This is a genomic window from Micromonospora deserti (assembly GCF_003236335.1).
Taxonomy (GTDB): Bacteria; Actinomycetota; Actinomycetes; order Mycobacteriales; family Micromonosporaceae; genus Micromonospora; species Micromonospora deserti.
Genome location: NZ_POUB01000166.1, coordinates 1 through 13,380 on the forward strand (window position 1 = coordinate 1; position 13,380 = coordinate 13,380).

Sequence of the window (13,380 nt, forward strand, 5' to 3'; positions counted from 1 at the left end):
GGTCAGGGGTGGGTGGTGGGGTGGGTGGGGGCTGGGAAGTGCGGGCGGTCGGCGTCGCGGAGGGCGGCGGCGCGCAGGGCGGCCAGCTGCCGTTCGACCTCGACGAACTGGTCCGGAGCGAGCGGACCCTGGTGCAGCGCGGCCGCGTTCTCCTCGACCTGGGCGACGGTACGGCAGCCGGGGATGGGCACCGTGCGCCCGCTGCGCGCCCAGATCCAGCCGAGCGCCCCCTGGGCCGGGGTACGCCCGTCGGCGGTCAGGGCCGCGCGTACGGCGGCGACCCGGCGCAGCCACTCCGGGGCGGGGCGGCCACCGCGGAACCACTCCAGCCAGCCGGGCGCGATCCCCCGCACGTCGTCGCGGGGCAGGGTGGAGCCGGTGGTGTACTTGCCGGTGAGCAGTCCCATGCCCAGCGGCCCGCGATTGACGCTGGCGAGGTCGTACTTGTCGCAGACGGCGAGCAGCTCGGGGGCGTCCCGGAGCACCGACAGGGTGTGCTGCACGGCGGTGGCGTGCCGGGCGGCGTGCCCGAACGCGGCCCCCCGGTCCGGCCGGTCGGTGCTCCAGCCGTACGCGCGGACCAGCCCGTCGGCGACCAGGTCCTCCAGGGTGCCGATCAGCGCCTCGGCCCGGGGCACCGGCAGGTCGGCGAGGTGCAGCTGGTAGAGATCGATCCGGTCGGTGTCCAGCCGGCGCAGCGAATCCCGCACCGCCCGCCGCAGGTAGGCCGGTGACGCGTCCTCGCCGGTCGCCTGCCGGGTCGCCTCGTCGAAGGTGTAGCCCCACTTGGTGGCAATGACCGCCGCGTCCCGCCGGCCGGCGAGCGCCCGCCCGAGGATCCGCTCGCCGTGCCCCGCCCCGTACGTGTCGGCGGTGTCGAAGAGGGTGACGCCGAGGTCCAGCGCGCGGCGCACCGCCCGGACCGACCCCTCGTCGTCGACCGCACCCCAGCCCAGCGGCTGCGCGCCCTCGGCCCAGGGCCCACCGATCGCCCAGCACCCCATGCCCAGGGCACTGACCTCGATGCCGCTGCGGCCCAACGTCCGTATCGTGACTGCCATCGACGCATCGTGCCACCTCCAGCGCGCTGGAGGGCGAGAAGTTCCCCGATGCGCGGGCCCGCCGGCTGGCACCGAAGGCCGCCCGGGGTAACGCCCCACCGATACCACGCCGGCCACCTCGGCGCAGCCACGTCCGCCGCGAGCCACGCCGGCCAAGCCCCGCCCGGTACCACGCCCGCCAGGGCCAGCCGAACAGCGCCGGTCAGGAGGGCCAGGCGCGGGCGAGCAGGTCGCGGGTGTCGCTCAGCAGTTGCGGCAGGACCTTGGTGCGGCCGATCACGGGCATGAAGTTGGCGTCGCCGCCCCAGCGCGGCACCACGTGCTGGTGCAGGTGCGCGGCGATGCCGGCACCGGCCACGCCGCCCTGGTTCATCCCGAGGTTGAACCCGTGCGCGTTGCTGACCTTGCGGATCACCCGCATCGCGGTCTGGGTGAGCGACGCCAGTTCCACCGTCTCCGGCTCGTCCAGGTCGGTGTAGTCGGCGACGTGCCGGTACGGGCAGACCAGCAGGTGGCCGGGGTTGTAGGGGTAGAGGTTGAGCACCACGAAGACGCGCTCGCCGCGCGCCACGACCAGGCTCTCGGCCGGCGGCAGGCCCGGGGCCAGGCAGAACGGGCAGCCGCTGGGCTTCTCGTAGCCGCCCTCGGGCCGGTCCTCCCCGGAGATGTAGGTCATCCGGTGCGGCGTCCAGAGCCGCTCCAGGCCGTCGGCCATGCCGCTGTCCGTGTGCCGTTCCGCCCCTGTCACAAGCCGATCCTACGGACCAGCCCGGCCGGCGGCGACGCCCGCCGCCGCGGCCGGGGCCTCGCTCACGCCTGGGCGGACGGGCCCACGTTGGCGCGGGAGCCGACCACGTCGAGCACGTGCGCGACCGCGTCGGCGATCGGCACCCCGTTGCGCTGGGAACCGTCCCGGTAGCGGAACGAGACCGTGCCCGCGGCCACGTCGTCGTCACCGGCGATCACCATGAACGGGATCTTCTGCTGTTGCGCGGTGCGGATCTTCTTCTGCATCCGGTCGTCGCCGGTGTCGACCTGGGCCCGGATCCCCTCGGCCCGCAACGCGGCGACGAAGCCGTGCAGGTAGTCGGTGTGGTCCTCACGGATCGGAATGCCCACCACCTGCACCGGGGCCAGCCAGGCCGGGAACGCGCCCGCGTAGTGCTCGGTGAGCACGCCGAAGAACCGCTCGATCGAGCCGAACAGCGCCCGGTGGATCATCACCGGCCGCTGCCGGCTGCCGTCGGCGGCCTGGTACTCCAGCCCGAACCGCTCCGGCTGGTTGAAGTCGACCTGGATGGTGGACATCTGCCAGGTGCGGCCGATGGCGTCCTTGGCCTGCACCGAGATCTTCGGCCCGTAGAAGGCCGCGCCGCCCGGGTCGGGCACCAGGTCCAGCCCGGACTGCTCGGCCGCGGTCCGCAGCGCCTCGGTCGCCTCCGCCCAGTCCTCGTCCGACCCGATGAACTTCGGCGAGTCGTCCCGGGTCGACAGCTCCAGGTAGAAGTCGTCCAGGCCGTAGTCGCGCAGCAGGTCGAGCACGAAGGTGAGCAACGTGGACAGCTCGCCGGGCATCTGCTCCCGGGTGCAGTAGATGTGCGAGTCGTCCTGGGTCAGGCCACGCACCCGGGTAAGCCCGTGCACCACGCCCGACTTCTCGTACCGGTAGACGGTGCCGAACTCGAACAGCCGCAGCGGCAGCTCCCGGTACGACCGCCCGCGCGCCCTGAAGATCAGGTTGTGCATCGGGCAGTTCATCGCCTTGAGGTAGTAGTCGGTGCCCTCGAACTGCATCGGCGGGAACATGGTGTCCGCGTAGTACGGCAGGTGACCCGAGGTCTCGAACAGCTGCGCCTTGGTGATGTGCGGGGTGTTGACGAACTCGTACCCGGCGTCCTCGTGGCGGCGGCGCGAGTAGTTCTCCATCTCCCGGCGGATGATTCCCCCCTTGGGGTGGAACACCGCCAGGCCGGAGCCGACCTCGTCGGGGAAGCTGAACAGGTCCAGCTCCGCGCCGAGCTTGCGGTGGTCGCGCCGGGCGGCCTCCTCCAGCAGTTTCAGGTACGCCTTGAGCTCGTCACGGGTCGGCCACGCGGTGCCGTAGATCCGCTGCAGCTGCGGGTTCTTCTCCGACCCGCGCCAGTACGCGGCGGCCGAGCGCATCAGCTTGAACGCCCCGATCAGCCGGGTGCTCGGCAGGTGCGGGCCCCGGCACAGGTCCGACCAGCAGACCTTCTCCTCGCCGGCGGCGAGGTTGTCGTAGATGGTCAGCTCACCTCCGCCGACCTCCATCACCTCGGAGGAGTCCAGCCCTTCGCCCTTGACGTCGATCAGCTCCAGCTTGAACGGCTCGGCGGCCAGTTCGCCCTTCGCCTCGTCGAGGCTGTGGAAGCGGCGGCGGCGGAACCGCTGGCCGGACTTGATGATCTCCTGCATCCGCTTCTCGAGCTTGGCCAGGTCGTCCGGCTGGAACGGCTTGTCGACCGCGAAGTCGTAGTAGAAGCCGTTCTCGATGGGCGGGCCGATGCCGAGCTTCGCCTCGGGGAAGAGGTCCTGCACGGCCTGGGCGAGCACGTGCGCGGTGGAGTGGCGCAGCACGTTCAGCCCGTCCGGGGAGTCGAGGCTGACCGGCTCGGCCGCGGTGTCGGTGGCCGGCCGCCAGTCCAGGTCGTGCAGCTGCCCCTGCGGGTCGCGGACCACCACGACCGCCTTCGGGCCGCTGGCGGGCAGCCCGGCCGCGGCCACCGCGTCGGCCGCCGTGGTCCCGGCGGCGACGACGACGGGGTCGGCCACGGCGGGGGTACGGGGTGCGGACACGGTGACTCCTCACAGCAGGCGGTACGGGTGGGGCCGGTGCTCGGCTCCTGCCGATGCTATCGGTCCCCCGCGTCGGCACGGTCGGCGACGCCACCCGACCCCGTTTCGTGGGACGGCCCGGGTCGTTGAACCTTTTCGCCGCCGCGTCCGAACTACCACGTGTGGCCGGAGCCGGTGCCGGCCGGTGGAGACGGATGGGGACCGAGATGGCGATGACGCGCGGCGACAGCGCTCCGCGCCGGGCCGGGACGGTGGCGGTGCTGGCCGTGGCCGGCGTGCTGGGCTGGCCCGGCACGGCGTACGCGGTGGACGTGACGACCACGCCCGCCCAGGCCCGGCAGGGCGACGCGGTGAAGGTGGACTTCGTGGTGCCCGAGCAGCGCTCCGGCACCCGGACGGAACGGGTCGAGGTCCGGCTGCCGGCCGACGCCCCGATCGCCGAGGTCTACCCGATGTCGGTCGCCGGATGGGCGCCCCGGATCGACTCCCGTGCCCTGGACCAACCGGTGGCCGGAATCCATGCCGCCGGGGTGCGGACGGTCACCAGCGCGGTGATCTGGACCCGGATGCCCGGTGCGGCGGACGCGCCGGCCCGACTCACCCTCTCGATGGGCCCGCTGCCGCGGGTCGACCGGCTCGCCTTCGAGGTCGTCCAGACGTACGCCGACGGCACGGTGGTCCGCTGGACGGGCCCGGACGGGGCGCACCCGGCCCCCGCGCTCACCCTGCTGCCGGCGGCCCCCGGGGCCGCTGGGGCGGCCGGACACGGCGGGCACGCGGCGGCACCCGGCGGTGGCTCGGCCGGAGCTGCCGCGGACGGCGGCCTCCCCGGCCCGGCGGTGGCCGGGGAGGCCGCCGGCGGCAACGCGGACGCCCTGCTCGCCGCCGGGCTGCTGGCCGGCCTCGGCGGTGGTGTGGCGATCGGCTGGTTGGTCAGCCGCTGGCGCCGCCGCGGCCAGGCCGACCCGGTCGACCGGTCGGTGCTGCGGGGGGAACCGGCGGCGGACGGGAGCCCGGCGGCCGACCGGGAGACGCCGGTCGCGGCGCGCTGAGGATCAGCCGACCCAGTCGGGCAGCGGCTCGCGGGCGTCGAGCCACTCGGTGGGCACGCCGCCTGGTGTGCCCACCCCGGCGTGCGCGGCCACCACCGCGCCGACGATGGCGGCGGTGGTGTCCACGTCCCCGCCCGCCTGTACGCAGGTGCGGATCGCCGCCGGGTAGTCGTCGAGGTGGGTGGCGGCCACCCAGCAGGTGAAGGCGACGGTGTCCTGGGCGGTGACCCGGGAGCCGTTGCCGAGCGCGTCGACGGCCTCCGGCAGCGACCGACCGAGCAGCCCGGCGGCCCGGCGCACGCCCCGGTGCACCTCGGTGGCCGGATCCACGGCGGCGGCCACCCCGGCCAGCAGCCGGTCGGGGGCCGGGCGGTAGCCGTCCAGCCGGGCCCGGGTGGCCAGCGCTGCGGCCACCGCCACCGCCACTGCCCCGGCGATCCCCTCCGGGTGTGCGTGGGTCACCTCGGCCGACGCGCGGGCCTGCGCCGCCGCCCGCCCGGTCGAGTCGGCGAAGAATGCCCCCAGCGGGCCGACCCGCATCGCCGCGCCGTTGCCGCAGGAGCCCTGGCCGTCGAACGCCGACGCGGCGGCCACCGGCCACGGCGTGCCGGTGCGGATCAGCCGCAGGATCCTCACCGCGCCCGGCCCGTACCCGCGGTAGGGCTCGCAGCGCTCGGCGAACGCCAGGGCAAGCGCGTCCCGGTCGATCCGGCCGCCCTCGGCCAACGCCGCCACCACCGAACAGGCCATCTCGGTGTCGTCGGTCCACGGCCAGGGCGACGGGGGGAGACTGCCGACGGCCAGCTCGGCCGGGCGCCGACCGGGGACGAAGAACTGCGCGCCGAGCGCGTCGCCGACCGACAGGCCGGCGAGGGAATCCCGGGCGAGCGCCAGGCGGGTGTCGGCGAAGAGCGTGAAGGACATCGTTGTACCAGCTTGCCCGGTTCCCAGCTGCGCCGCAACGCGATCGACTTGCCACGGGAAGTACCGTCTTGGGGTGGCCACCGTCCTCCTGGTCGAAGATGATCACGTCGTACGCGGCGCGATGCTGCGCTCCCTCGCCGACCGGGGGCACGCCGTGCACGCCGTCGGCACGGCGCTGGACGCGCTGCGCCGGGTCGCCGCCGAGACCCCGGACCTCGTGGTGCTCGACCTCGGCCTGCCCGACCTGGACGGCTCGGACGCGCTGCGCATGCTCCGCGGCATCACCGACGTGCCGATCATCATCGCCACCGCCCGCGACGACGAGCAGTCCGTGGTCCGGCTGCTGCGTGCCGGCGCCGACGACTACATGGTCAAGCCGTTCACCGGCGCGCACCTCGACGCCCGGATCACCACCGTGCTGCGCCGGGCCGGCCGGGCCAGCCGCGCCGTCCAGCCGGCCGTGCACACCGTCGGCGGGCTGCGGGTGGACGTCGGCGAGCGCAGCGCCCACCTCGACGGGGAGCCGCTGGCGCTGACCCGCAAGGAATTCGACCTGCTGGCGTATCTCGCCGCCCGGCCCGGCCGGGTAGTGTCCCGCCGGGAACTCTTGGAGGAGGTATGGCGGCAGCCATCGGTCGGCGAGGATCAGACCATCGACGTTCACCTGTACTGGCTGCGCCGCAAAATGGGCGAGTCCGCGGCGAAGCCGCGCTACCTGCGCACCGTGCGGGGGGTCGGCTTCCGGCTGGTGGCACCGGACTGAGGCCGGCGCTGGCCCTGCTCGCGGCCGGCATGGGCGCGCTGGTCGCGCTCGCGTTCCTGATCCCGCTCGCCACCAGCCTCGGTGACCGGGCCCGCGAGGAGGCGATCGCCGACGCCGCCCGGCGCAGCGCGATGGTGACCGGCGCGCTCGCCGTCAGCACCGAGCCCGAGGTGGTGCGGCGCGCCGTCGCGGCCAGCGGGGACGATCCGGCCACTCGGCCGGTGGTGCACGGGTTGGGGGTGGACGAGTCCGGGGGCCGGGCCGCCGCGGCGGACCTGCAGCGGGCCCGCGCCGACGGGCGTTCCCTGGTCGTTGACGTCGACGGCGGGGTGGTCCGGCTCGACCCGGTGGTGCTCGGTGACCGCACCGCCGTGGTCGAGGTCTTCGTGCCGGAGTCCGCGCCGGGCGACGGCGCCGCGAGCCGCTGGCTGCTGTTGCTCGGGGTGGCCGCCGCCCTGGTCGGCGCGGCGGTGCTGGTGGTCGACAGGGTGGCCGCCCGCGCGGTCGACTCGGCCCGGGCTCTGGTCAGGGCCGCGCTCGCGGTCGGCGACGGCGACCTGGCCGTACGCGTCGAGCCGAGCGGCCCGCGGGAGCTGGCCGAGGCCGGGTACGCCTTCAACCGGATGGCCGACCGCCTCGTCGCGGCCCGCACCGAGGAGCGGGAACTGGTCGCCGACCTGTCGCACCGGCTGCGCACTCCGCTGACCGTGCTGCGGCTGGACGCCGAGGCGCTGGAGTCCGACGACACCAGTGTGGGCTCGTTCAGCGAGGCCGAGCTGGACCGGCGGCGGGGGATCCGGCGCATCCGGCAGGCGATCGTCACGCTCGAGGGCGAGATCGACGTGCTGATCAAGACCACCCGCAAGACGGTGGCCCACGAGGCGGGGCCGGCGATGTGCGACGTCAGCGAGGTGGTCCGGGACCGGATGGTGTTCTGGGCGGCGCTGGCCGGCGACCAGAACCGCCCGCACCGGGTGATCGGCGCCCAGCTGCGCATCCCGGCACCGGTGCCCCGCGCCGAGCTGGCCGCCGCGCTGGACGCGGTGGTTGGAAACGTCTTCCGGTACACCCCGCAGGGCACCGCGTTCGAGGTGGCCGTCTCCCGCCGCGACGGCTACGTGGCGATCCGGATCGACGACGCCGGGCCGGGGATCGCCAACCCGGACCGGGCGTTGCGCCGGGGCGCCAGCGACCAGGGTTCGACCGGGCTGGGCCTGGACATCGCCAAGCGGGTGGCGTTGCAGGCCAACGGCTCGGTGAGCATCGACCGGGCCCGGCTGGGCGGGGCCAGCGTGGTGATGCTGCTCGCCGACCCGGAGGCGACGCCCCGCCCGGTCAACCGCTTCGGGCTGGTCGGCCGGATGGCCCGGGAGGCGCGCGAGCAGAAGACCGCCGGTCGCCGCTGGCCCCGGCGGCGCCCCACCGACGCCTGACGTCCGCCGGGGGCGGGCGAGGGTTCCCGCCCCCAGCCGGCGCGGCGACCTCGCCAGGCTGTGGGGTGGCGCAAGTCTTGCTTAGATCCCGGTTAACCACCGTGGTGCCGCCGGCGGGGGCTGACAGGATCGGGACACGAACCCATCAGTTCCACCGGCCACCTGCCCCGAGTACCACCGGCCGGTGGAGCTGCGCGCGCGGCGGGAGAACGGTCCCCCACACCCGCTCCCGCCGCGCGCCCTTCTCTCCGTCCCGGCACCGCGGCCCGGGTCACCCGCTGCCCGGCGCCGTCCAGGGCGGGGCGGGTCAGCGGGGCGCGGTGGCCAGGTAGGCGTCGATCTCGGCGGTGATCCGCTGCTTGGCCGTCGGGTCGAGGAACGACGCGGTGACCGCGTTGCGGGCCAGCGCGGTCACCCCCTCCGGGCCGACGTCGAGCAGCCGGGCGGCCACGGCGTACTCGTCGTTGAGGGTGGTGCCGAACATCGGCGGGTCGTCGGAGTTGACGGTGACCAGCAGCCCCGCCTCGACGAGCTGCGGCAGCGGATGCTCCTCGATGGCCGCCACCGCCCGGGTCCGCACGTTGGAGGTGGGGCAGACCTCCAGGGCGATCTGCCGCTCGGCGAGGTGGGTCAGCAGCTGCGGGTCGAGCACGGCGGAGATGCCGTGCCCGATCCGCTCGGCGCCAAGGTCGCGAAGCGCGTCCCAGACGGTCTGCGGGCCGGTGGTCTCGCCGGCGTGCGGCGCCGAGCGCAGCCCGGCCGCCCGGGCCTGGTCGAAGTACGGCTTGAACTGCGGGCGGGGCACCCCGATCTCCGGGCCGCCGAGGCCGAAGCTGATCAGCCCGTCCGGGCGTTCGTCCAGCGAGATCCGCAGGGTCTCCTCCGCCGCCGGCAGGCCGGCCTCGCCGGGGATGTCGAAGCACCAGCGCAGCTCGATGCCGAAGTCCACCTCGGCCCGCTTGCGGGCGTCCTCGATCGCCTCGCAGAACGCCGGCGCCGGGATGCCCCGGCGCACGTGCGAGTACGGCGTCACGGTCAGCTCGGCGTAGCGGACCTGCTGGCGGGCCAGTTCCCGGGCCACCTCGTGGGTGAGGATCCAGACGTCCTCCTGGTCGCGGATCAGGTCGACGACGCTCAGGTAGACCTCGATGAAGTGCGCGAAGTCGCGGAAGGCGAAGTAGTCGGCCAGCGCCGCCGGGTCCGCCGGCACCGGGCTGCGGCCTTCGTGGCGGGCGGCCAGCTCGGCGACGATCCGGGGGGAGGCGGAGCCGACGTGGTGCACGTGCAGTTCCACCTTGGGCAGTCCGGCGATGAACGTTCGCAGGTCGGTCACATGTTCTCCTCTGCACTGGCGCCGGTGCGGGCGACGACGAAGACGCGGCGGAACGGGAAGTACACCTGCCCCTGCCGCACCGGATACGCCTCGGTGAGGCGTGCGCCCAACTCGGCGCGGAAGTCGGACCAGCGGGCGGTGTCCAGGGCGGCGCGGACCGGCCGCAGCGCGGTCCCCTCCATCCAGGCCAGGACGGGGTGGTCCGCGGCGGCGCGGGCCGGCAGCAGATGCACGTAGGTAGTCTCCCAGGCGTCGACGGTGCAGCCGGCACCGGCCAGCAGCTCGGCGTAGCCGGTCGGGTCGTCGACCGGCGCCTCGCGCAGCAGCGGGGCGAGTTCGGCGCGCCAAGCGGGGCGGCCGGCGACCTCGCGCAGCGCCCGGTGCGAGGGGGCGTCGAAGTTGCCCGGCACCTGCACGGCCAGCCAGGCGCCGGCGGGCAGCTCGGCGGCCCAGCCGGCGAGCAGGTCCCGGTGGCCGGGCACCCACTGGAGCACCGCGTTGCAGACGACGACGTCCACCGCCGGGCCGGGGTGCCAGTCCCGCAGGTCGGCCACGGCGAAGTCGACCGGGGTGTCCAGCGCCCGGGCCCGCGCGATCATCTCGGGCGAGGAATCCAGGCCGACGACCCGGCTCGCCGGCCAGCGCCCGGCGAGGGTCGCGGTGAGGTTGCCCGGCCCGCAGCCGAGGTCGACCACCGTGCGGGGATGGTCGGCCGGGACCCGGGCGAGCAGGTCGTGGAAGGGCCGGGACCGCTCGTCGCCGTAGCGCAGGTAAGTCGTCGGATCCCACATCGCAGCCCCCAAACCGTACGTCCGTCTTGTTTTAAGGTACGACCCGTCGAGCGGCCACGGCAAGCCGATCACTAGGCTCGGTGTCATGGAGCAGCGCACCTTCCACCGGCTCGGACGGCACGTCGGCGTAATCGGGCTGGGCGCCTGGCAGCTCGGCGCCGACTGGGGCACGGTCACCGAGGAGGACGCGACGGACGTGCTGGCCGCCGCCGTCGACTCGGGAGTCACCTTCCTCGACACCGCCGACGTCTACGGCGACGGGCGCAGCGAGCAGCTGATCGGCCGGTTCCTGCGCACGCGGCCCGAGGCCGAGCTGACGGTGGCCACCAAGATGGGTCGCCGGGTCCCACAGACCCCCGAGGCGTACACCCTGGCGCACTTCCGGGAGTGGACCGACCGGTCCCGCAAGAACCTGGGGGTGGACACCCTCGACCTGGTGCAGCTGCACTGCCCGCCCACGCCGGTCTTCGCCGACGACGCGGTCTTCGACGCGCTCGACACCCTGGTCGCCGAGGAGCGCATCGCCGGCTACGGGGTGAGCGTGGAGACCTGCGACCAGGCGCTCACCGCGATCGCCCGGCCCGGGGTGGCCAGCGTCCAGATCATCCTCAACGCGCTGCGGCACAAGCCCCTCGACCGGGTGCTGCCGGCCGCCGCGGCGGCGGGCGTCGGCATCATCGCCCGGGTCCCGCTGGCCAGCGGGCTACTCTCCGGCCGGTACGACGAGCACACCAGCTTCGCCGCCGACGACCACCGCAGCTACAACCGGCACGGGGAGGCGTTCGACGTCGGGGAGACCTTCTCCGGGGTGGACTTCGAGCTGGGCCTGGCGGCCGTACGCCGGCTGGCCCCGCTGGTCGGCACGGACCGCACGATGGCCCAGTTCGCCCTGCGCTGGGTCGTCGACCAGCCCGGGGTCACCGTGGTCATCCCCGGCGCCCGGGATGCCGGTCAGGCGCGAGGCAACGCCGCCGTGGCCGGCCAGGCGCCACTGTCCGAGCGGGAACTGGCGGTGGTGGCGGAGGTCTACGACAAGCTGATCCGCCCGCAGGTGCACGACCGGTGGTGACCCGACCGCCCGCGACCGACGTCGCGCGGCCCGGCGCAGGGCGATCGCGATGAAAGGCTGGCTGCCGCTGACGCTCGGCCTGCTCGCAGTCGTCGGCGGTGCGGTCTGGACGGTGCAGGGGTTGGGCTACGTCGAGGGCAGCGTGATGACCGGCCAGCGGATCTGGGTGGTCCTCGGGCCTGTCGTCGTCCTGGTCGGACTCGCCCTGCTCTGGTTCGGTTTGCATACCCGCCGCCGGCGCTGACCGGAGCGGGCGCAAGACCGGCACCGGGCCGGCTCCCGGCCGGGCGCTCGCCGGGCCGCGGCACAAGGAAAGCCCCGCATCCCGGACGGGATACGGGGCTTCGCGTCGATCCGGGGGGCCGGACCGCCCACAGGTCGGCGGCTGCCGACCGGCGCCGCTCAGATGGGGCGGACCTGCTCGGCCTGCGGACCCTTCTGACCCTGGGCGATCTCGAACTCCACCCGCTGATTCTCCTCCAGCGTGCGGTAGCCGCTGGTCTGGATGGCCGAGAAGTGGACGAACACGTCAGCACCCCCGCCGTCGACGGTGATGAAGCCGAAGCCCTTGTCAGCGTTGAACCACTTCACGGTTCCCTGCGCCATGTGTATCTCCTTCTAAAACTGGCGGCCGAGCACGCCGTGCGGCCGGTTGGCCGTTTTCGAGCAGCGGCGCCTGAGGCGGCCCCCGGTGAAGGAGACTTCTCTCAACCCACGCCATCTCTCAACAGCGTGGAACAGCAAACCACGTACGCAAAAACTCTGCACAGCCTACCCGACGAAATTCTCCGACATGTGACCTGACGGTTGCCGCCGGTCTGCTACGCGGGCGCTTGCCGCCCTGCGAAAGGCCCCCTCACCACCGCCGCGGTGAGGGGGCGTGTCCGTTCCGATTCGGTCAGTCCGGCCACCGTCCGGTCAGCCGGCGTACGCCCACCGCGCCGCCGCGGTCGACGGCGGCCCGGACGACCGCGAAGATGGCCCCCTGCAGGGCCGCCGCGGCCAGGATCTCGCCCCAGCCACGGTCCTCGTCGGTGGCGCTCGGCGCCTCGCCGTCGCCCGCGGCCAGCTTCCAGACCTGCCGGAAGATAACGCCCGCGACCGTACCGGCGGCGAGGCCCATCAGCACCCCGACCGGCTTGTACGCGGCCCTGCCGACACTCCTGCTCACCTGCGCCTCCCCCGGACGATCACCAGCACGATCACGGCCACCGCCGCACCGGCCGCCAGCGCCGCGAACGGCGCCCGGTTACGCCGTACCGCCTCACCCCGCTGCCGCACCTGCCCCCGCGCGACCGCCGCCTGTCCGCGCACCCGGGCGGCGGTCTGCGCGGCCTGCTCACGCATCCGCGCTTTCGCCTGATCGGCGGAGGACTTCAGCCGTGCCCTGACGTCGGCCTTGGCGGCCAGCGCCTCCATCGTCTCGCCCAGCTCGACCCGGGTCCGTCGGATCTCCTCCCGGAGAGCCTCGGTGTCGGTGCCCCGCCCGTTGCCGGTCATGCCCGTCCCCTGTCCTTCACCGCAGCGGTGACGGTGTCCACGTCCGCCCGGAGGCTGCGCGCCGTCACCGCCGGTACCGGCGGGACCGCCTGGCTGACCTGCTTCTTCCCCATCAGGGCGAGGATCCCGGCCACCACGAAGAGCGCCACCGCCACGATCAGCGCGGCGGCCCACGCGGGCAGCACCAGATCCAGCAGCAGGATCACCGTGGCGACCAGCGCGCCGAGGCCGTAGAGCGCCAGCGCGCCGCCACCGCTGAACAGGCCGATGCCGATGCCGGCGTGCTTGCCCTTCTGGGTCAGCTCCGCCCGGGCCAGGGCCAGTTCGTCGCGGACCAGGCGGGAGACCTGCTCCGTGGCCCGCTGCACCAGCTCGGCGGTGGACGGCTCGCTCCCGTTGCGGGAGGTGCGGTCGTTCGCCACGTCAGCCATGCTGTCCTCCTTTCATCATCACCGCGCTGTATGCCCGGAGTCGCCGCCCGTCAATCCTTCGCGCCGGACGGCGCGCCGAGCGCCAACGCCGCGCGGGTCGCGCCGCACCGGAGAGGGAGCAGAAGCGTCGCGCAGCAGGTCCCCCGGAAACGCCCGGTCAAACTTCCCGGCCCGGTGCGCTCCTCGCCCCGCCCCGACGCCCTGAC

General features: G+C 74.3%; 15 protein-coding genes. 5 read left to right on the plus strand and 10 right to left on the minus strand.

Annotated features, from left to right (window positions below; all coding sequences use genetic code 11):
- Nucleotides 1-2: 2 nt before the first annotated feature.
- The 3 genes from C1I99_RS21095 to thrS all read right to left on the minus strand — a co-directional run bounded on the left by C1I99_RS21095 (nt 3) and on the right by thrS (nt 3,878).
- The gene (locus C1I99_RS21095) at nt 3-1,061 is read right to left on the minus strand and encodes an aldo/keto reductase (RefSeq protein WP_111135948.1); all 1,059 of its coding nucleotides are present in this window, start codon (nt 1,059-1,061) and stop codon (nt 3-5) included.
- Nucleotides 1,062-1,263: 202 nt separating this feature from the next.
- Nucleotides 1,264-1,776, minus strand: coding sequence for an HIT family protein (locus C1I99_RS21100; RefSeq protein WP_199562321.1), 513 nt, complete (start codon nt 1,774-1,776; stop codon nt 1,264-1,266).
- Nucleotides 1,777-1,871: 95 nt separating this feature from the next.
- Nucleotides 1,872-3,878, minus strand: coding sequence for a threonine--tRNA ligase (thrS, locus tag C1I99_RS21105; protein WP_111135950.1), 2,007 nt, complete (start codon nt 3,876-3,878; stop codon nt 1,872-1,874).
- Between the two features lie 194 nt (nt 3,879-4,072).
- On the opposite strand from thrS, the gene C1I99_RS21110 reads away from it, so the two are divergent.
- Nucleotides 4,073-4,930 (plus strand): DUF1775 domain-containing protein, encoded by an 858-nt coding sequence (locus C1I99_RS21110; RefSeq protein WP_233512627.1) that lies wholly within the window; start codon nt 4,073-4,075, stop codon nt 4,928-4,930.
- Between the two features lie 3 nt (nt 4,931-4,933).
- Here C1I99_RS21110 and C1I99_RS21115 read toward each other — a convergent pair whose 3' ends face one another.
- Complete coding sequence (locus C1I99_RS21115; protein WP_111135951.1) at nt 4,934-5,854, minus strand: ADP-ribosylglycohydrolase family protein; 921 nt, start codon at nt 5,852-5,854, stop codon at nt 4,934-4,936.
- 73 nt (nt 5,855-5,927) lie between these two features.
- On the opposite strand from C1I99_RS21115, the gene C1I99_RS21120 reads away from it, so the two are divergent.
- Nucleotides 5,928-6,617 carry a response regulator transcription factor gene (locus tag C1I99_RS21120; RefSeq protein WP_111135952.1) on the plus strand — a complete coding sequence of 230 codons (690 nt, stop codon included), beginning with the start codon at nt 5,928-5,930 and terminating at the stop codon, nt 6,615-6,617.
- 29 nt (nt 6,618-6,646) lie between these two features.
- Nucleotides 6,647-8,050, plus strand: a complete 1,404-nt coding sequence (locus tag C1I99_RS21125) for a HAMP domain-containing sensor histidine kinase (protein ID WP_199562320.1) — start codon at nt 6,647-6,649, stop codon at nt 8,048-8,050.
- A gap of 307 nt (nt 8,051-8,357) precedes the next feature.
- Here the strand turns inward: C1I99_RS21125 and C1I99_RS21130 are convergent, their stop codons facing one another.
- Both C1I99_RS21130 and C1I99_RS21135 read right to left on the minus strand, forming a co-directional pair.
- Nucleotides 8,358-9,383 carry an adenosine deaminase gene (locus C1I99_RS21130; protein WP_111135953.1) on the minus strand — a complete coding sequence of 342 codons (1,026 nt, stop codon included), beginning with the start codon at nt 9,381-9,383 and terminating at the stop codon, nt 8,358-8,360.
- Nucleotides 9,380-10,174, minus strand: coding sequence for a trans-aconitate 2-methyltransferase (locus tag C1I99_RS21135; protein WP_111135954.1), 795 nt, complete (start codon nt 10,172-10,174; stop codon nt 9,380-9,382). The genes C1I99_RS21130 and C1I99_RS21135 overlap by 4 nt, the downstream gene beginning before the upstream one ends.
- An 85-nt stretch (nt 10,175-10,259) precedes the next feature.
- On the opposite strand from C1I99_RS21135, the gene C1I99_RS21140 reads away from it, so the two are divergent.
- Nucleotides 10,260-11,243, plus strand: a complete 984-nt coding sequence (locus C1I99_RS21140) for an aldo/keto reductase (RefSeq protein WP_111135955.1) — start codon at nt 10,260-10,262, stop codon at nt 11,241-11,243.
- A 49-nt stretch (nt 11,244-11,292) separates the two neighbouring features.
- Nucleotides 11,293-11,487: a hypothetical protein gene (locus C1I99_RS21145; RefSeq protein ID WP_111135956.1), complete on the plus strand. Its 195-nt coding sequence runs from the start codon at nt 11,293-11,295 to the stop codon at nt 11,485-11,487.
- A gap of 158 nt (nt 11,488-11,645) precedes the next feature.
- Here C1I99_RS21145 and C1I99_RS21150 read toward each other — a convergent pair whose 3' ends face one another.
- From C1I99_RS21150 to C1I99_RS21165, 4 genes are all read right to left on the minus strand, one after another.
- Nucleotides 11,646-11,849 (minus strand): cold-shock protein, encoded by a 204-nt coding sequence (locus C1I99_RS21150; RefSeq protein ID WP_007075740.1) that lies wholly within the window; start codon nt 11,847-11,849, stop codon nt 11,646-11,648.
- Between the two features lie 292 nt (nt 11,850-12,141).
- A complete protein-coding gene (locus tag C1I99_RS21155) occupies nt 12,142-12,414 on the minus strand; it encodes a DUF4235 domain-containing protein (RefSeq protein ID WP_111135957.1) in 273 nt (90 codons plus the stop codon).
- Nucleotides 12,411-12,743: a DUF3618 domain-containing protein gene (locus C1I99_RS21160; RefSeq protein ID WP_111135958.1), complete on the minus strand. Its 333-nt coding sequence runs from the start codon at nt 12,741-12,743 to the stop codon at nt 12,411-12,413. Before C1I99_RS21160 ends, C1I99_RS21155 begins: the two co-directional genes overlap by 4 nt.
- Nucleotides 12,740-13,174 (minus strand): phage holin family protein, encoded by a 435-nt coding sequence (locus C1I99_RS21165; protein WP_111135959.1) that lies wholly within the window; start codon nt 13,172-13,174, stop codon nt 12,740-12,742. The genes C1I99_RS21160 and C1I99_RS21165 overlap by 4 nt, the downstream gene beginning before the upstream one ends.
- Nucleotides 13,175-13,380 lie beyond the last annotated feature (206 nt).

Bases quoted from the DNA above. Each gene is read 5' to 3' on its own strand.
- C1I99_RS21100 (WP_199562321.1), bottom strand. From the start codon at position 1,776: ATGGCCGACGGCCTGGAGCGGCTCTGGACGCCGCACCGGATGACCTAC.
- C1I99_RS21140 (WP_111135955.1), top strand. From the start codon at position 10,260: ATGGAGCAGCGCACCTTCCACCGGCTCGGACGGCACGTCGGCGTAATC.
- C1I99_RS21110 (WP_233512627.1), top strand. From the start codon at position 4,073: ATGGGGACCGAGATGGCGATGACGCGCGGCGACAGCGCTCCGCGCCGG.
- C1I99_RS21160 (WP_111135958.1), bottom strand. From the start codon at position 12,743: ATGACCGGCAACGGGCGGGGCACCGACACCGAGGCTCTCCGGGAGGAG.
- C1I99_RS21145 (WP_111135956.1), top strand. From the start codon at position 11,293: ATGAAAGGCTGGCTGCCGCTGACGCTCGGCCTGCTCGCAGTCGTCGGC.
- C1I99_RS21165 (WP_111135959.1), bottom strand. From the start codon at position 13,174: ATGGCTGACGTGGCGAACGACCGCACCTCCCGCAACGGGAGCGAGCCG.
- C1I99_RS21115 (WP_111135951.1), bottom strand. From the start codon at position 5,854: ATGTCCTTCACGCTCTTCGCCGACACCCGCCTGGCGCTCGCCCGGGAT.
- C1I99_RS21095 (WP_111135948.1), bottom strand. From the start codon at position 1,061: ATGGCAGTCACGATACGGACGTTGGGCCGCAGCGGCATCGAGGTCAGT.
- C1I99_RS21125 (WP_199562320.1), top strand. From the start codon at position 6,647: ATGGGCGCGCTGGTCGCGCTCGCGTTCCTGATCCCGCTCGCCACCAGC.
- C1I99_RS21150 (WP_007075740.1), bottom strand. From the start codon at position 11,849: ATGGCGCAGGGAACCGTGAAGTGGTTCAACGCTGACAAGGGCTTCGGC.
- C1I99_RS21135 (WP_111135954.1), bottom strand. From the start codon at position 10,174: ATGTGGGATCCGACGACTTACCTGCGCTACGGCGACGAGCGGTCCCGG.